The sequence below is a fragment of the Psittacicella gerlachiana genome (genome assembly GCF_003585965.1).
In the GTDB taxonomy this organism is placed as follows: Bacteria; Pseudomonadota; Gammaproteobacteria; order Enterobacterales; family Psittacicellaceae; genus Psittacicella; species Psittacicella gerlachiana.
The window spans coordinates 1-20,034 of sequence record NZ_NRJF01000041.1 but is presented as its reverse complement, the minus strand read 5'-3'; the positions used below and the strand labels follow the sequence as shown (position 1 = coordinate 20,034).

Annotated in this window: 13 protein-coding genes; 10 read left to right on the top strand and 3 right to left on the bottom strand. The window is 37.1% G+C overall.

Annotation, left to right across the window (positions count from 1 at the left end; translation table 11 throughout):
• Positions 1 to 11: 11 nt before the first annotated feature.
• Positions 12 to 776: an SDR family NAD(P)-dependent oxidoreductase gene (locus CKF59_RS01675; RefSeq protein ID WP_119534252.1), complete on the bottom strand. Its 765-nt coding sequence runs from the start codon at positions 774 to 776 to the stop codon at positions 12 to 14.
• 256 nt (positions 777 to 1,032) lie between these two features.
• Between CKF59_RS01675 and CKF59_RS01670 the strand changes: the two genes are divergently transcribed.
• The 4 genes from CKF59_RS01670 to CKF59_RS01655 all read left to right on the top strand — a co-directional run bounded on the left by CKF59_RS01670 (position 1,033) and on the right by CKF59_RS01655 (position 5,935).
• On the top strand, positions 1,033 to 2,589 hold the full coding sequence (locus CKF59_RS01670) for an ABC transporter substrate-binding protein (protein WP_119534251.1): 1,557 nt from the start codon (positions 1,033 to 1,035) through the stop codon (positions 2,587 to 2,589).
• Positions 2,590 to 2,732: 143 nt separating this feature from the next.
• The gene (locus CKF59_RS01665) at positions 2,733 to 3,689 is read left to right on the top strand and encodes an ABC transporter permease (protein WP_119534250.1); all 957 of its coding nucleotides are present in this window, start codon (positions 2,733 to 2,735) and stop codon (positions 3,687 to 3,689) included.
• Positions 3,690 to 3,723: 34 nt separating this feature from the next.
• The gene (locus tag CKF59_RS01660; protein WP_119534259.1) at positions 3,724 to 4,539 is read left to right on the top strand and encodes an ABC transporter permease; all 816 of its coding nucleotides are present in this window, start codon (positions 3,724 to 3,726) and stop codon (positions 4,537 to 4,539) included.
• Complete coding sequence (locus CKF59_RS01655; protein WP_119534249.1) at positions 4,532 to 5,935, top strand: ABC transporter ATP-binding protein; 1,404 nt, start codon at positions 4,532 to 4,534, stop codon at positions 5,933 to 5,935. Before CKF59_RS01660 ends, CKF59_RS01655 begins: the two co-directional genes overlap by 8 nt.
• A 25-nt stretch (positions 5,936 to 5,960) precedes the next feature.
• On the opposite strand, the gene kdsB is transcribed toward CKF59_RS01655, so the two are convergent.
• Together kdsB and lpxK are read right to left on the bottom strand one after the other, a co-directional pair.
• Positions 5,961 to 6,962, bottom strand: a complete 1,002-nt coding sequence (gene kdsB / locus CKF59_RS01650) for a 3-deoxy-manno-octulosonate cytidylyltransferase (RefSeq protein WP_119534248.1) — start codon at positions 6,960 to 6,962, stop codon at positions 5,961 to 5,963.
• Entirely contained in the window at positions 6,959 to 8,956 is a 1,998-nt protein-coding gene (gene lpxK / locus CKF59_RS01645) for a tetraacyldisaccharide 4'-kinase (protein WP_119534247.1), read from the bottom strand. The genes kdsB and lpxK overlap by 4 nt, the downstream gene beginning before the upstream one ends.
• A 109-nt stretch (positions 8,957 to 9,065) precedes the next feature.
• On the opposite strand from lpxK, the gene CKF59_RS01640 reads away from it, so the two are divergent.
• The 6 genes from CKF59_RS01640 to CKF59_RS01615 all read left to right on the top strand — a co-directional run bounded on the left by CKF59_RS01640 (position 9,066) and on the right by CKF59_RS01615 (position 19,915).
• Positions 9,066 to 9,776, top strand: a complete 711-nt coding sequence (locus tag CKF59_RS01640) for a pseudouridine synthase (protein ID WP_119534246.1) — start codon at positions 9,066 to 9,068, stop codon at positions 9,774 to 9,776.
• 476 nt (positions 9,777 to 10,252) lie between these two features.
• Complete coding sequence (locus tag CKF59_RS01635) at positions 10,253 to 15,988, top strand: glycosyltransferase family 25 protein (RefSeq protein ID WP_119534245.1); 5,736 nt, start codon at positions 10,253 to 10,255, stop codon at positions 15,986 to 15,988.
• 190 nt (positions 15,989 to 16,178) lie between these two features.
• The gene (locus CKF59_RS01630; protein ID WP_119534244.1) at positions 16,179 to 17,216 is read left to right on the top strand and encodes an oxidoreductase; all 1,038 of its coding nucleotides are present in this window, start codon (positions 16,179 to 16,181) and stop codon (positions 17,214 to 17,216) included.
• A 188-nt stretch (positions 17,217 to 17,404) separates the two neighbouring features.
• Positions 17,405 to 17,962, top strand: a complete 558-nt coding sequence (locus CKF59_RS01625; RefSeq protein ID WP_119534243.1) for an SIR2 family NAD-dependent protein deacylase — start codon at positions 17,405 to 17,407, stop codon at positions 17,960 to 17,962.
• Between the two features lie 106 nt (positions 17,963 to 18,068).
• Complete coding sequence (locus CKF59_RS01620; protein ID WP_119534242.1) at positions 18,069 to 18,995, top strand: DMT family transporter; 927 nt, start codon at positions 18,069 to 18,071, stop codon at positions 18,993 to 18,995.
• Between the two features lie 2 nt (positions 18,996 to 18,997).
• The gene (locus tag CKF59_RS01615) at positions 18,998 to 19,915 is read left to right on the top strand and encodes a DMT family transporter (protein WP_119534241.1); all 918 of its coding nucleotides are present in this window, start codon (positions 18,998 to 19,000) and stop codon (positions 19,913 to 19,915) included.
• Positions 19,916 to 20,034 lie beyond the last annotated feature (119 nt).

The following is a 20,034-nucleotide window of genomic DNA, read 5'->3' as shown; positions in this document are numbered from 1 at the left end:
AGCTACTTAGTTTAAGAAACCTTATAGTCTTTAGCATCTACTCTTAGCGGATTAAAAGTCTGAGCCGTTGGCATAACTTCGAGCGAATTAATATTTACATGCGCTGGTAAGTTAATTAAGTAAGAAACTATATCTGCAATATCTTCAGGGGTAATATAAGCAATGTTTTCATAAACTTTTGAGGCTTTGTCAAGATCGCCACGGAAGCGTACTTGCGAAAATTCGGTATCGCCACATAGACCAGGCTCAAGATTGGTTACTCTCACTCCTGTTCCAGCTAAATCCGCACGCAGGTTTAAGCTAAATTGACGGACAAAAGCCTTAGTTGCTCCATAGATATTACCGCCTGGGTAAGGATAGGTACCAGCAATAGAACCAAGATTAATAATATATCCTTGATGATTTTTTACCATGGTCGGTAAAATGAGATTGGTCAATAAACTTAGACCAACAACATTGGTATTAATCATAGTTTGCCAGTCTTTAAAATCTGCTTGATAAGCTGGTTCAAGTCCTTTAGCTAAACCCGCATTATTAATTAACACATCTATATGTTGACCAATACTTTCTGGCAAACTTGCAAGAGCTTGTTTACTCGCTTGTTCATCGGTTAAATCAAAAGCGAGAGGATAAAAGGTTTGCGGATAAGCCTGTTGGATTTCTTGTAACTTCTCAAGACGACGTCCTGTACCTATAACTTGATGCCCTTCTTTAAGTAAGCGTAAAGCTATAGCTTTTCCAAAACCTGCAGTTGCACCTGTAATGAAAATAATCATAAATTTTTTCTCCGTTTACAAAACCCATTGTTTATTTTAACAGAAATTAATTTAGAGCTTGGCTTTTTGTGTAAGCTTTTGGAGTTTAAAAAACTTATAAACTGTAAGGGATTTTAGAGGTAATTTTTGGTTGATTATGCTTATTTGAGAGAAAAAAATTTTTTGACTCAGAAATATCCCTCTTAATTCCTAAAAACTTGTTTATAATGAGTGAGCAACTTTGAGTTTATACCTAAATTAAACCCGAGGGTTTTTTATGTTAAAAAAATTAATTTTTTGTTCAGGACTTATTGCAAGTGTGCTTACTTTAAGTGCCTGTGACAAACAAACTGCTTCTACCGAGGTAGAGCAAAATCGACCGTTACAAGTTACAGCACAGTGGGAAATTAATTCTTTAGATCCTGCAAAAGTTGGTTATGTATTTCATGCCTTGCAATTAGTAGAAACTCTAGTTGAAACTGATAGCCAAGGCAATCTTGTTCCAGGTTTAGCTTTAAGTTGGCAACCTGAAGAGCAAGCTAAAGTTTGGGTAGTAAAATTAAGACCGCAAGTAAAATTCCATGATGGCACTTTATTAGACGCTCAAACCGTAAAGCAGAGTTTAGAAATCGCTTTAAGCAAACCTACACTCCTACAAAATGCCAAAATTACTCAGATAGTAGTACGTGATGCTTTAACGTTAGAGTTTAGGTTAGAGCAGAGTTTAACTAGCTTCCCAGCCTACTTGGCTCATACTTCGACCGTAATTCTTGCTCCAAGTTCTTTTGCAACTACGCAAGAAGTTACCCAAATTGTTGGTACTGGACCTTATAAAGTTGAAAGTATTGAAATTCCCCAAAAAGTTACTGCTCGAGCTTTTGCTGATTATTGGGGAGATAAAGCAATTATTGAGCAAGTAAATTATCTTGCTAATAGCCGTGCGGAAACTCGTACCTTACTTGTGCAAAGCGATCCAAGCTATTTAGTGTATAACTTAGATTATGCTAGTGCTCAAAGATTAAGAGCAAATCCTAAAGTTGTCGTACAAAGTAAACCTATAGCTCGTACGATTCAACTAAAACTTAATTTAGCTCATCCTTTCTTAGAAGATGTTGAGGTACGCCAAGTATTGAGTCAAGCTATAGATCGTACCGCCATAGCTACTTCTTTATTAGGCATTCCTCAAGGACAAGCTTATCAAATTCTACCTCCAGCTTATCCTGCTTGGCAAGTAACCCCAGCTACGGCTGCTCCGGATTATCAGGCTTTACAACAAAAACTCTCACAATTAGGTTGGAAGCTTAATGAGCAACAGCAACTAGTTAATGCTCAAGGACAAGAGTTTATTGTAACTTTACGTACTTTCCCTGATCGTGCAGAATTACCTTTAATTGCTACCGCTTTACAAGATCAATGGCAAAAACTTGGCATTAAAGTAAATGTGGCTATAGGTAATGCTTCGGAAATTGCATCTGGACATCAAGATGGAAGTTTAGAGTTAGCACTCTACTCACGTAATTATGGTAGTTTACCTGATCCTACTGGAGTTTTAGGGCAAGACTATAAAGTTGGGGGAGCTGACTGGGGGGCAATGAATTGGCAACAAGCTGCAAGTTTCCAAGCAAAACTAGCTAGCTATACCAGTGCTTCTACAAGCGAGAGCGAACAAAAGCTTCTCCGTGAGCAAATTATCCAGCAATTAAATGAACAATTACCGATGATTCCTATAGTTTATGCTTTAGTGAATGTGGCTCATGGTCCTGCTTTAGGGGGCTTAGAATTAGATCCGTTTGAACGTACTTATTACTTAAGTAAATTATATTGGCTTAAATAGTTTTAAATTACTAATTTAGGTATAAACGCAAAGTTGTGCCTCTTTGAGGTTATTTAGTTGAGGCTAAATGTAAAAAATTTGAGGACGACAAGCAAGAACTTCTTGCTTGTCATATTAATTAATTTCTTTATATATCTGAGGATATGTTACTAACACTTCTCTTAAAGCGTTTAGGACAAATGGCTCTCGTCGTTTGGACTATAGGCACGATTACCTTTTTTATTACCCTTCTCTTGCCAGGAAATATGGCATATCGTATAGCTGCCAGTCGTTATGGTTATGACCAAGTCGACACGGCAGCAGCTCAAGCGGTGGCATCGCAATTACAATTAGATCAACCTTGGTATTGGCGTTATTTATCTTGGTTTGGAGATTTATTAGAGTTTAATCTAGGTAAGTCTCTTGTCAGCGAACGTCCAGTTTGGGTTGAAATTAGTCATCAGTTTGGGCATACCTTTTCTTTAGCTTTATTAGCACTAGTCTTTAGTTTATTTATTGGTTTTCCTTTAGGTTTATTAGCCGCCCTCAAACCTAATTCTTGGTTTGATAAGCTTACTTGGGGCTTAAGTATTGGCTTGAGATCTCTACCAGCGTTTATTTTGGGGATTGCCCTCATGACCCTGTTTGCTCTTGAGCTAAATTGGTTACCAGCTGCTGGTTATGGAAGTTGGGAACATTATTTATTACCAGCTTTAACTCTAGCCGTAGCTTTAAGTGCAGTGGCTATGCGAATTGTCCGTAATAGTGCTCTCCAAGTCAAACAAAGTTCCTATTATCACTTTGGGCGCTTAAAAGGTTTAACTCCTTGGCGCAATTTCTCTCATCATGGTTTACGTAACCTTGCCGTGCCGGTATTAAGTTTTTACTCAGTACAATTAGTTTATTTAATCGAGGGTATAGTAGTGGTAGAAAGTCTCTTTGCTTGGCCAGGGATTGGGCATGCTATTGTCCATGCTGTCATGGCTCGTGATGTACCGATGATTCAAGGGACTGCTCTTTTAATGGGGATAATGTTCGTTATTTTAAATCTCCTTGTAGATCTGCTCAATAATTATCTCGATCCTCGTGGACGTAAGGTTAAGGAGGCTGTAAATGTTTAAACATAACACCTATGATTATAGCCAGCTCGAGATTATGCAAAAGGTTAAGAATCAGCACACGAGCTTTTTCTCTCCCTTACGCTTGCTAGGAATTTTTATTTTCCTTGGTTTAATTATTTATGCCTATGCTACTCCTTGGTTTACGAGCCAATCTCCTATTCAACAAAATCTTGCTCAAGCTCTAGTAAGCTTTTCTCCTGAACACTGGCTTGGTACTGATCATTTAGGACGAGATATGTTTACTCGTCTTGCCATGGCTTTACGTTTAAGTTTAGGGTTAATTCTTGGCTGTGTGTTTATCGCTTTAGCTGCTGGTTTATTGGCTGGATTTTTGGCAGCTTTTTTTGGAAGCTATTGGGAACTATTCTTTAATGCCCTTGCTAATTTAGTACAAGCTTTACCTGGATTACTTTTAATTCTTCTCTTTGCTGCTCTTGCTCCGGGGAGCTATTGGAGTTTATATCTTGGTATTTCTTTGGTAATGTGGGTAGAGTTTTATCGTTTAATTCGAGCTCAAGCTTTAATTCTTGTACAAAGTGGAGCTATGCAAAACTCACGTCTCCAAGGGATGGGCTTAGTTTATTGTTGCCGTCGTCATGTTTTACCAACTTTGTTACCAAATATATTAACCATGGCAAGCCTAGGAGCAGGGAATGCAGTGTTAGCTTTAGCTACCTTAGGTTTTTGCCAAGTAGGCTTACGCCCGCCTACTCCGGAGTTAGGTCTAATGATGACTGAGTTATTCCCTTATTACTATCTTGCTCCTGAGATCTTTTTCCTTCCGGTAGGAGCAGTAGTGCTTTTAGTTTTAAGTTTACTTCTAATGGCAAGAGGAGCGAATAATGTCTAAGGCAGCAGGATTAATTGAATTACATGAAGTTGGAGTGTATCTCCGAGATGGGAGTTGCATCGTTGAGCCTATAAATTTTACGCTGGAAGCAGGGCAGGCTCTAACTTTATTAGGGCAAACAGGTTCAGGAAAAAGTCTTCTTGCTCAGGCTTTAATGGCAGATTTGCCTCCAGATTTATTGGTACAGGGACAGATTAAGTTTCAAGGACAAGAACTTAGCAGTAAACAAAGGCAAGAGTTATGGGGACGTCAGTGGTTAATGTTACCACAAGAACCAAGAGAAGCCTTAGATCCAACCATGCCTCTTGGTAAGCAAGTAGCTGAGGGTTTTAGATATGTTGCCCAAAAACCTAAAGCTCAAGCTTGGCAGTTAATGCTCAAGAAGTTACAAGGCTTAGGTTTAGGTAAATTTGTGAATTTTTATCCGCATCAAATTTCGGGAGGGATGGCACAAAGAGCTGCGTTTGCAGCTGCTACCTGTTTAGAGGGACAATTGTTGATTGCTGATGAACCTACCAAAGGATTAGATGAATATAGTCGTCAGCAAGTAATAGATCTACTTAAAGCTCAACAAGAGGCGGGAGTAGCAATTCTTACCATTACTCATGATCTTGAAGTTGCTAAACAATTAGGTGGAAAAATTATGGTGCTTGCTCAAGGAAAGCTTTGTGAACAAGGATTAGCTCCCCAAGTATTGTCTGCTCCGCAACATCCTTATACGCAAGCAATAATTGAGGCTAGTCAGTGGGCAGCAGGAGCAAAAGCTAGGTCTCAAGCAGTGCAACCTCATGTTGAAATTGAACACTTAACCTTACATCGAGGGAAACGAGAAATTGTCAAGGATTTAAGTTTTAAGTTGTATCCAGGGCAAGTGGTAGGTTTATATGGACCATCAGGAGTAGGGAAGTCAACGATTGGCGAAGCTGTTTGTGGGTTATTAAAACCTAGTGCAGGAAAGATAACTTGGCATTTAGCTTCTGCTAAAGGGAGACCCCAAGTGTTAAAGCTCTATCAAGATCCTTTAACCTCTTTTGCGACCCATGTTACTTTACGTACTCTGTTACAAGATGTAATAAAAAAACATCAGCTTAATCCGCAACTCGTACCGCAATTAATGGAAAAATTACAACTAAATCCAGCCTTGTTGGAGCGTAAAGCTGATCAAGTTTCGGGAGGAGAGTTACAAAGATTAGCGATTTTAAGAGTACTCTTATTTGAGCCTAAGGTAATTTTTGCTGATGAGATCACTAGTCGTTTAGATCCACTTACCCAAAGACAAATTCTTGATTATCTTGTGCAAGCGATTAAGGATTTAGATTGTGCTTTATTATTAGTTAGTCATGAACGAGGATTAATTGATTATTATTGTCAGCAAGTAATTGATTTAACTGCATAAAAAAAGAGCCACGCAGCTCTTTTTTTTATGGCAAATATTTTTGCCCAAAGGAAGTGAGAAATTGACGATAAGAAGTTTGATCTGGATTTTGTGGAGAAGAGTTAGCTGGAGCTTGTTGCCAGTAGTCTTGTTTAATTTTTTGGGCTAAAGCTAAGTCTTCTGCCGTATCTACACCAATAAAACCTCTGCCTTGAATCATCATGAGAGCAATTTTATAACCATGCTCAAGAACTTTTAATTGTTCTAAAGACTCTGCAGTAGCTAGTGGAGTCATAGGTAAGGCTTTATACTCACGAATAAATTTCGCTCGATATACATAGACTCCCGCATGTTTAATATATTTAATCTGCTCTTGAGCTAAAGAACGAGGATAAGGGATTGGATTGCGTGAGAAGTATAAAGCACGTCCATATTTATCGGTAACTACTTTAACCGCATTAGGAGAAGTGATTTCTTCTTCATGAGCTAACTGCCCAATAGTCGCCATTTTAATTTGTGGATCCTTAGCTTCTACTTCCACAAAGTGAGAGACAAGATCATTTAAGATTTCAGGATTAAAGAAAGGCTCATCTCCTTGGACATTAACGATAATTTCATCATCACTGAGTTCGAGTTTATCGAGAGCTTGAGCAATACGTTCAGTACCATTTTCGAGTTCAGGATCTGTTTGAACTACGGTAATGCGATCTGCCAGTTGTTGCTCTTGAGCAAATTGTTCTAGAGATTCTTCGATTAATGGTGAATCTGTTGCGACAATTACATCTAAGCCTGTTTGTAAGGCTGAGTAGACTACTGTATTAATGAGATTCCAGTCATCAATAGCTTGTAAAGGTTTATTTGGTAACCTAGTTGAAGCTAGACGTGAGGGAATAACAATGCGGTAATGATGTTGACTTGCTTTAAGACGAAAGATTCCATCTTCAATTAGATAAATATGGCTTTTATCAGCAGTAGCAACATGATTTTCGTCAAGATGATATAAAGGTTGTTTGGTAAGAGGACAAACTAATCCTTCTAATTTATTCATGATTTATCTACTCCACTAGTATAGATACTAATTAAACGATTTTTTAAGCTTTCTAACCATCTTGAGTGTTCAGCAAAATAACCTTCACGTTCAAGGAAGAAAGTGAGCGGAGGAAGAGTTAGATTTTTTAATTTAATAGCATCTTTTTCGGTAACTAGGAGAGGCATGTCTCTTAGTTGCGGATGTTCATTAAAAATTTTATCTAGATCTTCTTGCTTAAAAGTATGATGATCGGGGAAAGCAAAGAGATTTTCTATCGTAAACCCGAGATCGGTAAGAGTTTGTTTAAAGCCTTGAGGATAACCTATAGCACAAAGAGCATTGACTCTCGGAAATACCGCTTGCATTGCCTCTACTAACACGTGTTCCGGAGAAATTAACGAACGAGATTTAGCTAAGAGATATTTATACGAAAGTACTCCAGGATCAAGTTGCTTATCTATATATTCTAAGAAGTCTTCAACTGTGTTAAAGTTACTTGGTTTATGTGAAGTTAAAGATAATTGCATTTTCTCTAAAGCTTTAGCTTGTTGTGGGCTAACTTTAGTTTGCTCTGGAGTATGACGAGCTTGTTTAACTAGGTCTCCGAGTTCTCGTTGCACGAGTTCTTGGTTTTTAACGCTAGCATTAGCATAAAATTGATCGCTAGGGTTAAATACCGAATTAACTGGATCAGAGCAAAGATTAAACTCAGTTTCTTGTTGCTTAGTGTTTTCTCCCTCTTCTTGTAGGTTAGAAGTTAAATTTTCTAATTCTTGCTCATAGTTTGTTGGTGAAGAAGAGGATTCAGAGTTTTCTTTGTCCTGAGGCTCAACTTTGGTAAGTTTTTCGGCAATTTTATGACGAAGCTGGGCAAAACTTTGATGTTCTTGTTTTTGCACCTCTAATTTTTGTGCCATATGTTGCAACTGTTCTAGAGAGTGCAAGTGAATATGCTCTTCAATTTTTGATAATAACAGCGGATCATCAGGATCAAGTTTAGTTTCATCAAGATTTTTATTTACACTTACTGCAGTTTGTTCGGTAGTTTTTTCGGTAATTTGGTTATAACTTTCAAGCGGAGCTGAGTTATTGTCCTCAGAGCTTTCTAGGGCTAGAACTTGTTCAGGTCGATTAAATTCGGCAGTTAAGTATTCTTGTCGTGTATCTTGAGTATAACCAAAATAACGGGTAGCTAAACTACTTAAAAATGCGGGATGACGTTTGAGGTATTCTTGCCACATAACTAAACTTTGAGGAGCATGGACTTGAAGAAAGCTACGCCAAGCTTCGAGAATTTGCTCTAGGTTTTGAGCAATGGTATAAGATGAATCTATGCTTTTTACCGGTAAGAAGCCTAAGTAATGGTAGTTCATACTATAACCCCCAAAATTAGGATCTTTAGAATTATTAATAACAAAGTCTACTTTGCGTAAGCGTTGTGGAGCTTCTCTTAAAGGACCAGCGGGGATAAAGAGTTTATTTCCTAATCCTTGAGGACCAACCACGGCGATTTCAAGGTGTCGAGGTAAACAATAGTGCTGTAAGCCATCATCAGAGATAATAAAGTTACAGCCTAGTTCTTGAGCTTTTAGGGCTGCTTGAATCCTTTCACGAGCGACAACAAATTCTATATCGTTTAGTCCCTGACGTTGGCAATAAGCATATTGCATTGCAATTTCGTCGCCAACCAGTTCGGCAGTATCTTGAGCTTGCACATGATGTACACCTTTATACTTGCCACCATAGCCACGGCTAATTACTCCGATTTTAAAGCCCATAACATGCAGGTAGCGAAAAAGAAATCTCACCATGGGGGTTTTCCCGGTTCCACCAACAGTAATGTTTCCCACTACGATCACCGGAACTTGGAGCTTTTGAGCTGGAGAGTCAGGTTTACTTAGAGATTTTAAATCTTTTTGATACTTACGATATGCAAGTTTTTTATACAGGATGCTTAGAGGCCATAAGCAAGCTGCCAAAAAAGTCATTTTAGGTTTATACCAAAAGTTCATAAAATGTTAGTGCCTTATTTTATAACTGGCAGTGATATAATAAGAAAAATTTTGTGGTAAACTCAGCGTGAGTTTTTCCTCCCTATATTATACAAGGTTTTAGAGAAATATGAGTTTACAAGAGTATAATACCGCTCATGTCCCTTTGGAAATATTATTTGCCGATGAGGATATAGTGGTGGTAAATAAACCTTATGGCTTGCTTTCAGTGCCGGGGGTGGATCAGCGATTGCAAGATAGTGTGGTGACCCGCATTGCTCAAAATTATGAGTTTGTCGAAGCTGTACATCGTTTGGATATGGCGACCTCAGGAATTTTAGTGCTTGCGGTATCTAAATTAGCAGATGCCGAATTAAAGAAACAATTTCGTGAACGGCAAACGAGTAAAACCTATTATGCTGTAGTTAGAGGAATTGTCGCAAAGGATCATCAGTTTATTGAGCGACCTTTAGGTTGTGATTGGCCTTTACGTCCTCGTCAACGTATAGACTATACCGAAACAGGAAAGTTTTCTTTAACCGAATGTAAAGTTTTAGAGCGAAATTTTAAGCAAGATTTTACTTTAGTGCAGTTAACTCCGCATACAGGTAGATCTCACCAACTAAGAGTGCATATGCAAAGCCTTGGACATGCCATTGTTGGCGATAAATTTTATGATCAAGATTATAAAGCTTTACCTTACTTTCGTTTATGCCTGCATGCAGGGCATCTCGGGTTTTATCATCCTCGGAGTGGACAATGGTTAGAGTTCAAAGTTGAACCTGACTTTAAATGTGACTATCAAATTCCTGAGTTTATGGAAAATCCTGAAGAAAATTAAGCACAGACTAAGTACCTTAGCCTGTGCTTAATTTATGGAAAAACTTGAGTAAATTGTTACACTATTGTCCAAAAGTCACAAAAAAACTGTGCTCATAGCTAGCTTAAAGTGGCGAGAAAATAGAACTTTTTGCTTTAAAGTTAAGATAAACGATAATAAATTTTGTCAAATAAAAGATACTTTTATTACGCTTACTGCAGTTATAACTTATAATGTAAATAAGTGCTAATTTATATTTAACAATTTTTACTAATGATCAATAATAAGGCTTGTTCTTATTTAAGATCGAACCGGCATGAATGCCAAAAGTACTAATTTTTTTGTTACTTATAACTCTCAACTTAAAGTTAGTTGTAAAAGTAATCAAGATTTACTTGATCTTAAGGTAAGGAATGATCTCAAGCAAGGAAGGTTGCGAGATTTTCCGATCTAAGATTAGGTTTGTGATACAAATAATTTAATTGCTAAGAATAATTATGGAATATCCATACTTAAATCAAAGTCTTCAATTAAGTTTTGTTGGCTTTTCGCAAATAATCTCTTTTCTAATTAATGCTCAAAAGCGTTTAGATACTAAAGAACGTTATACTCGTTTAAATCCGCATCAGGATTTAAGCGAACTTGCCTATGCTCCTCCTGATCAAGAAGCGCATATGACTTCAAAAGAGTTTGATTCGCTTTTAGGTAAAAGCCCAGCAGAAATTTTTAATGTTGACTCTTTAAGAAAAAACTTTTCTTTATATTTAGCTGATGCTTCAACGCCCATTCCGGTATTATCAAATCCTGATTTATACCGTATTCAAGTAGTTGATTTACGTAAGCTTCCTGTGTTCCAACTTATCCTGACCACGCCAAAAATGGGATTAAATATTCTTAATCAGATTTTTGGTTTTGATAAGTTTGACCGTAATGCGACCGTCCACCCAGCAGTTTTAAATCTGTTATCGACAAGTGTACGTAAAGAGTTAGAAGATTACTTAGAACAGCAGGTGCCAAATGAGCGAGCGAAAACTATTAGTGCTCTTGATGGTTTATACCGGATTATGCAGCTAAACTTACAAATGCTAGCTTATGGGCAAGGACAAATTTATGATTATGCGACCATAATCGAGCCTACGGTAAGCTTAGCTAATGACTGGAAACCTAAAGTTGACGCTGCCATTGCTTATGCAAGAAAGCAAAAACTAACCTATGGTATCTTTAGTCTCGGTTATTTCCAAAAAGATAGCCTGAGTTTTATGCCTGTAGATTATGTTGAGCAAGAGTTAGGTTTTAAGACTCAAGATCAGCTCATGTTTAACTTTAAAGGACGTAAACTAGAAAAAGTTCTGCCTTATACTGTAGAACTACAGAAAGAATGGGAAGAAAAACTCCAACAAGAGCCACATAATTTTGGTTTAAACTTTATACTTTTAACTGGAAAGTTAGAAGAAGGTAAACCAAGAGGACGTGGTGCGACGGGGTATATTCTAAATTTACGTGAATTAGATCAGTTAGTAGCTCCGGCAGGAGTTGCAACCCAAGAGTTTGCAAGTTTTACTCAAGATCAACAAGTATTTAACGTACAAAAAGCTTTACGTTTTGCTAAAGAGCATAAAGCTACAAGAGGCGAGATTTTTAATGATCGCTTTAATGGTAATGATCACTTTAATCAAGTTTGGGCAAAACTAAAAACTCTGCTTAGTTGGGATATGCTTCATGTATTGTCGCCAACTTTCCCGTTAGTGGCAAAAATTAACCCAGCGGTTTTATCTTTTAATCGCCCATTACTAAACTATTCGCAACAGGTATTTATTTATAATAAGCGTCCAGCTTATTATGTAAGTTTCTATGAAATTAAACAAAATAATACCTTAAAGAACTTTTTAGTTAATACCCCACAAAATATTAACTGGGTATTAAGACCTTTAGCTTCATTACGTGACTTTAACTTAGAGTATCGTGATGAAAACTTTGAAGATTCGTATCGCCGTTTAGGACCGGAGATTCTTGAGTTTACCTTTAGTGTAAAAGAGTTATTTAAGCGGATTTTAGCAAATCCGGTGCTTAAAGAATATGATTACATCTTTATTTCGAATACTCATCAACACTTGCCACCAGAACTATTTCAGGCAGTAAATAACTTTTTAACTAAAGGACAAGCAGAACCAGCTTTTCGTACTCCTTTAACTGATAAGGTTACTAGTGGCGAACAAAAAACTAAAGTTTCTTCCTTTGCCAATACGGCAATTGGAGTTAGTGGTGAGCATACTAATCGTTTAAGTCGAAAAAATCGCCGTCAGCTCTCTACTCAACAACATAGCCGTGATTTAAATAATAAAATTGAAGAGGCGATTGAAAAGTTAAAACGCAAAGAAGAACGTCAAGAACTAAATAAAACTGCAACTAAAGAGCAAGAATTAAAAGTTGAAGACTTTACACATAACGAAAATTTATCTCTATTAGAGTTAATAAAACAGCAAGATGCTAAGGATAAAGCTCGTTATCATGCTCATATGGAGAAAGAGGTAGACAATAGTATGGCAAGAACTGCTTATTTAGGGCAGGTTCTCGAACAACATACTAAACCTCAATCTTTAACCCAGCATATTACGGGAATTGAATCTACTGTTCCTCTAGTGTTATTAGATGGTTATAGCAATAACTTTCTCTTTAAGCTGGTAAATAAATCTCGTCTTCCAGTATGGAATAATAATTGCGTAGAGTTTCCACAAACGGCAACTGAGAGTTTTTTCAGTATTCCAAGTTTTAAAAAGAATCCTTATCCGATTTCGTATATTTATCCAACAGCAATTACCAAAATAGCTCCGCGTGCTGATGGGACGCCAAGAACTTCGATTGTTAAATTACTTAATCAAACCAATCAATTAACTCTAGTTGAACGTGAGCAATTACAGCATTTCTTACGAGGACAACAAGAAAGTAAGAATAAACCAAATGTAGAGTTTGATAAATTTGCTTTTGTACCTGTAGAACTTTGGCGTGAGCTTAAGCAAGCTCAATGTGAGCTGATCAAAAATGCCTTTATGGCAAAACAAAGTATGCAGCTCATGAAAGGTGAAATTGAAGCCAAAGAGGTATTAGCTGAAGAAAAATTTGCGACTTTAACCTCAGAAGAATATCTTGAGTTAGCTGAGCAAATTGGTATGAAGCACTTTATTACTCCCGCTTCAGCCAAAGTAGAAAGCTATTTAGCTCAGATTTTTGAGACCACACATCGTAAATATGGTCCTTTCCCTTATCGCTTAATTAAAGATTTAGCAAGTGATGATAGTCGTGAAGATCCGGTATTAAAGGCACGAGCAATTGCCCAAAAAAATGGCTATCGTGTAGCTACGGTAGGACAACGTCTCTACTATGCTTCACCCGAAGCTTTAGAGGGGATTCGTCTGCTTTTCTACTTCTCGAAGTACTATCATATAACTCCTTATCATGCAATCGAGCATAAGAAGGTTGAGGGAGCAATAATTGAAGAAGATATTGCTTATGAACATCTAAGTATTTGGTTAGATTATGAAAAACTTTATCTCAAACCTGTTAAAGATAATGTAAAAATTATTAACCGTGATCTTTTAGCTCGAGCTTTTGGTTATGATGTAACGCAACGTGATCAACATCGCTTATTAAAATACTTAGAAGAACAAGGTTTGCGTGGGGATGAGTTTAACTTTATCGGTTACACGCGTTTTAGTCCTTTACGTGGCTTAACTACCTCTTACTTTGCTCAATTACTTGTTCCAGGACAAGTAGATCCTTATCCGGTATATCTTGATAAAATTAAAGCTTTAGAGGGAGCTACGGGAGGAGCGGTATCCGCAAGTAATAAAGAGTTTCAATATTTAATTGCTCAACAGCAAGCACTTGAACCTTGGTCAACGAGAATTCGCTTCTTAAGTACAGGTTATCGTTATCCGCAAGTAAGTATGCCTCTATTTGAAGAATACTTAGAGCGTAGATTACCAAAACTTGAAGCGGTAAACCGTGATCTCTTCCGTCGAGTATTACAATACTATCAAAATCACCAAGAAATCCGTAAAGATGTAATCTTACTTGATTCGATGGTAACCATTCCACAAGAACGTACTCTAGCCTTGCAGTTTGGGGATGATAGTTTAAGTTACCGTAATATTCCTTCGACTTGGATTATTAGTAAAAGCTTAATTCGTCAAAGTGCGGCTATTTGGCAAGAAGATGATTGGCATCTAGGTAAACTTTTACAATTAGTAGCTAAAAATCAACGTATTGCTTTCTTAGCTCAAAGTCCATTACGTAAACTCCCAATTGAACAAGTAGTCGAAAAAGTACAGGTATTTAACCAACAATATCAAGTACCAAGTATTCATGAACTCTTGCAGTGGAGTCGAGGGCATAACTTTGTCACTCAACGTATTTCGCAATTAGCTTTAACTCAAAATGAGTATGTAGCTCAAATAGCTTCAACTTATCAACATCAAGCAAGCTATCCTCCTGCTCATACCTTACAGCCTGGTTATGGTGCAAATCATTTAATGCCTGAAGCCGATTGGCAACAAGTAGAGCAACGCAATAGTAGAGGTGGAAGTTTTGCGGAAGAGCAAGAAAAAGGTTTATTAACTACGACCGGTTTCCATGCTTCTTTTGATGAATTGGATGATGAAGAAGATAATACCAGTTATCATCAAGTAGAAACGACTTCTTTCTATAATCAAGAGGAAGAAGAGAAAGAAACAGTTAATCCAATTGAAAAAGTTGCGCCACAACGTAAAACTAAAGGAGCTTGGTGGAAGTTTGGGTTATTTGCCGATAATGAGGAAGAAGAAGTAAAACCTCAAGCTAAGAACAAGCAAGCTAAACCTCAAGAGTTTAAAACTGCTCCAGTAAAAACTATGAGCTTTAATCCTGATGTTGAAAGAAGCATAAAGGGAAGCCAAGCTAAGTTTGAGGATAATTTAAGCTCAAGGGTAAAACCTGATGACTTTGCTGGCTTTACAAGTGAACTCCAAACTGGAAAACCAACCTTTACGCAAACTTTTGCGTTTAATGATGGTTTAAATCCACATGTAAGAGCAAGTAAAGAGGAAATTATTAGTGAAGTAAAACCTAGCTTTGGTGGTAATACTCTAATTAAACGAGCTCAATATTTTGTTGAACGTAAGTTAGCGAATAATGAAGCTATTATCTTTGGTTATCGCAAGCAAGGACAAAGTAAAGCTAAAGGGAATACTGATCTTGGGGTGCAAATTAGTCCATCGAGTGATTATGCAAAATATCTCAAGCGTCTTGATTTATTAAATGCAAAAAATCGTGGGAAATCTATTCAAGAAATTGAACGTGAAGATCTCATTGAACTTGATAAACTCGTGCGTTCATCGGTGTTTGCCGCTTATCCACGTTTAGAACAACAGGCTGCAGATGTAGGGATTATTACTGACAATCGTAATACGACTCAAACTCTCAGTCAATTAAAAGTAAAAGTTTTAAACTTAGATACTCAGTTCTATCGTTGGGAGCAAATGTATAAACAATTAAGTTCTTCGCTAGTAGCTTCAGTACAAAGAATTGATGGAGTTAGAGGTGATCAATTAAGTGACAAGGTAATTCAAGATAACTTTGCCCAAGATAAGTTTATCCTCTGTAATCGTCGTCAAGCTTCGACACGAGAAGTAGGGGCAGCTTTAGCTCATCGTAAAGCTCTTTTAAGTGCTCTGTATGATGAAGCGATTGATCAAAACGACTTTGTTTTAATCTGTGAAGATGACATTATTTTTAGTGCAGACTGGCAAGCAAGAATTACGCGAATTTTACAGCAAGCAACAAATGAACCTATAGATGCGATTACTTTATTGCATCCGCGTTTAGATTCAGAGATGCGTTATCCGCTTGAATTACATAATGCCCAAATTATTAGTCTTTCAGCATGGCACTATATGGCTTCTCCAGAGTTACCACAATTAGTGGAAGCTCCGGTGTATCAGCCAATCTCGGCAGCCTGTTATTTAGTCCGTAAAAGTGCTATTGCTCGAGCAGTACAAAGAGGGATTCTTGATCAAGTTGGTAGTTGTGCTAGTGATCTTGTGAACTTCTTAGATATTTGGCCTGATAGAGTAAGATTGGCTGTACCAACTCTAGCTCATAGTAATTATCAGGTAAATACTATGGATTCTTTATTCCATACCTATCAAAAACTAGGTTCGGTATATTGCTTTAGTCATAGAAAAATTAAGTGGAAATAAGAAAAGAGTCTGGCAAAGATAATTTTAATTTAGATCTACTTAGTAGCACAAACTATTAGAAAAAGGTGTAGAACTGAGGTATTTTTTACCTTGGTTCTTTTTTTGTTTTGTATAATAGTGATGACGTTTAAGAGCAAACTTCTCTTAAGAGTCAAAATTTTTTCAGTTAGAACAATAAAAAGGAAAAGTTATGGCTAAATCATTACTTATGTCTCCAATTACCATTGGTAAAAATACTTTTAAAAATCGTGTATTTATGTCTCCTATGTGTATGTATACCAGCGAACCTGGTACAGGTTTACTCGATCAACGTCGTTTTGATCATTATGTAGCTCGAGCTGCCGGAGGCGTAGGGGCGATAGTGGTAGAGGCTACAAGTGTACAAGCTCAAGGAGGGATTACCAATCGTGATCTTGGCTTATGGAATGATCAACAAGCTCGTTCGCTTGCCGGTCTAGTTGCCGTATTGCATAGCTACGATACCAAAATAGGGATTCAACTTGGACATGCGGGACGTAAAGGAACAAGCTGGGAACAAGTTTATGCTCCATCTGCAGTAGGGGCTTTTTCGAGTGATCCGAAATATAAAGAGCCTTTAGCTTTAACCAGCGAACAAATTGAAATTTTAATTGCTGATTTTGTGGCAGCTGCGCAACGTGCGGAACAAGCGGGATTTGATTTTATTGAATTACATGCAGCTCATGGCTACTTATTAAGTGAGTTTATTTCACCAATTACTAATCAGCGTGATGATGACTTTGGGGGAAGCTTAGAAAAACGTTATGAAGTGATACGTCGTATTATTCTTGGTATTAAAGAACATACGAATATAGATATACATTTACGTATTTCGGCTAATGAAATTGAGCCTGAAGGTAATAGCTTAGCTCAGATTCAAGAACTCTTATCATGGGCATATCGTGATGGCGTAGTTTTCTTTGATATTTCGTCGGGTGGTTTAACTCCAACCCCACCAAAGATTTTTCCTGGTTACCAAGCTTTACTAGCAGCTCAGTTAGCTCAAGCAGGCTTACCAGTAGGGTCAGTAGGACTTTTAGATACTCCGGAATTAGCTGAATATGTATTACAAGCTGGACATGCTCAAGTAATTTATATTGGTCGAGCTTTAATTAGTAATCCAAATTGGGCTCTACAAGCGGCTTATAAATTACATGATGCTCCAAGTGCGAGCTTACCAATTAGTGAATACTACCGTGGTTTAAAGTAGAGGCATAATCTAAATTGTAAAAACTCTTAGCCAAAGCAAGTTTTAGCCAAAGCAAGTTTTAGCCAAAGCAAGTTTTAGCCAAAGCAAGTTTTAGCTAAAGCTAAGAGTTTTTTCTTGCCTCTATAAATTATTTATAAAAAGGAGTAAAATAAGCTTAATTTAGTTGTGGTTTTATACAAAAAAATATTATGAAAATTATTGCCTTTACAGGGGCTGGAATTAGTAAACAATCGAATATTCCAACCTTTATGGAACGTCCAGATATCCGTGAACGTTTACATCGTAGTTTTGCTCAAGCTCATCCGCAAGAGTACAATCAAACCATTGCTACTTTAAAAGAGAGTATTGATCAAGCTCAACCTAATGATGCTCATCTTGCTCTTGCTCAATATCAGATTCCGATTATTACCATGAATATTGATGGCTTACATACCAAAGCGGGTTCGACTAAGGTGTTAGAGTTACATGGAGGTTTACCTGATAATAGCGAACTTGAGTATGCGTATAGCCTCTACAATAAACCGGTGTTGTATGGAGATCCCGCACCTAATTATGAACGAGCTTATGATTGGGTAGCAAATTTAGATGCTAATGACATTTTTATTGTCATAGGTTGTTCTTATCATACGGCCATTGCTGGGGATTTACGTCAAGTTGCCAAACGCATGGGTTGTCGCATTTATGAAATTCAAGAAGATGCTGCCCATAAAGTAAGAGAACTACTTGAGCAACTATTGTCTAAGTAAAAGTCGAGTTGGTAGTGACTGCCTAATTTAGCATGAAGAGTTTGGCTTACGAAAATAGAGTAGAGATGATATAATACCTTGATATATTAATATATTTTTTAATTCTATGTCAGATCTTAGTAAAGGAATCTTTCTCGTTTGCTTTTCTGCTTTTGCCAGTGCGATTATGGCTTTATGCTATAAGTTAATTGCAGTTGAAGTTTCCATTTATGAAAAGCTGTTTGCTCGAGGTATTTTAAGTTTGACTATTGCTTATAGTTGGATTTATTTACTGCGTCGGCAACAAGCAAAAGCTCAGCAATTAATTCCAGCTTATTTTGCCCAAAGAGGTAATGGTTGGTTAATGTTAGGGCGTTGTCTCAGCGGATGTTTGGGGATTCTTACTTATATTTATGTGGTTAATTTTTTGAGTCTTGCCGATGCGGATATGCTCACAAAACTAGCGACCGTGTTTATTATTATTTTTGGTTTTTTTCTCTTTCCTGTGGATAAAATTAACGCAATCCAAATTGGAGTAGTGATCCTGAGTTTAATTGGTGCTTTTTTAATTATTAAACCGAGTTTTACTAATCCTTTACTTGGCAGTTATGGGATGGGAATTTTACAGGCAGCATTGGCAGCTTTGTCTTATATTTTTATTCGCTACTTGTTAACCAAAAATGAGAATCCTGAACATCCATTGACCATTGAAAGTTCTTTAGCTTTATTTACGGTAGTGGTTGCAATTTATCCCGCTTATTATTATTTCACTGGTTGGGATGGCAAGCTCTTAGCCTATAGTTATTTGGGCTTAGCAACTATTTTTGCGTTATTAGCACAATATAGTTTTTCCTTTGCCATGAAGTATGCTCCTGCGGTAGAAGTAAATGTATATCAGTATTCTTCATTATTATGGAGTAGTCTGTTTGGCTGGCTCTTTTTTGCCTTTATTCCCGACTTTCTTTCTCTTACCGGTTATTTGTTTATTATCTTAGGTGGCTTGATTCTATATGCCTATAATCTTAAACAGTATCGTCGGCAACAAAAATCTTAATTATGCATAATCTAACAAAAGGGATTATTTTAGTCTGCTTGTCAGTCCTAGCAAGTTCCCTAATGGCATTGTTTTACAAGCTTATAGATCTAGATTTAAGTATTTATGATAAAGTCTTTGCTCGTGGAGCTTTAAGTTTAGTAGTTTCTTTACTCGTAATTCGAGCTTTACGACAAAAGCAGCAAGCTAAAAATTATGCTTCGAGTAGTTACCCTGCGTATTTTGTTAAGCAAGGGAATTATGGTGTAATGTTCATACGTTGTGCGATGGGCTTTATGGGAGTTATTACCTATGTGTATACGGTAAATGTTTTAAGTCTTGCTGATGCAGACATGATGACTAAGTTAACTACGGTATTTATTATTTTATGCAGTTTGTTTTGGCGTCAAAGCGATAAAATAACTGTAGTGCAACTAGGGGTAGTGGTAATTAGTCTAATCGGAGCTGCTTTAATTATTAAACCAAGCTTTGATAACCCGCAACTCTTTGGCTATGGGATTGGCTTAATCTGTGCTTTTACGGGGGCTCTAGCTTATCTTGCAGTTAGACACCTAGTTTCTAAAGCTAAGAATCTCGAGCATCCTTTAAGTGTAGAAAGTTCTTTAGCCTTATTCATGCTTCTTGTTACCCTATATCCATGTTGGCAAGGTTGGCAAGGAATTAGTGGTAAAGAACAAGCTTATCTCTATCTTTTGGCTGCAGGTATGAGTGCTGTAGTATCGCAATATGCTTTTTCTTTTGCCTTAAAATATGCCAGTGCGGTTGAAGTGAATGTCTATAACTATTCTTCTTTACTTTGGAGTAGTTTATTTGGCTTTATTTTCTTTAACTTTATTCCTGATTTTTGGTCAATACTAGGCTATATTTGTATTGTTAGTGGTGGCTTGAGCTTATACTTTTTCTCGAAAAGAAAAGCCTAGGGGAGAAGCTAGGTAAAGAGAAGATTTTGGGATCAAAGACCACGAGAGTTTTTTGCTAAAAAATTTCATGCTAGTAAAAGTTTTTACATAAAAACAAAGAAAAAAGGTCCTCTGAACTT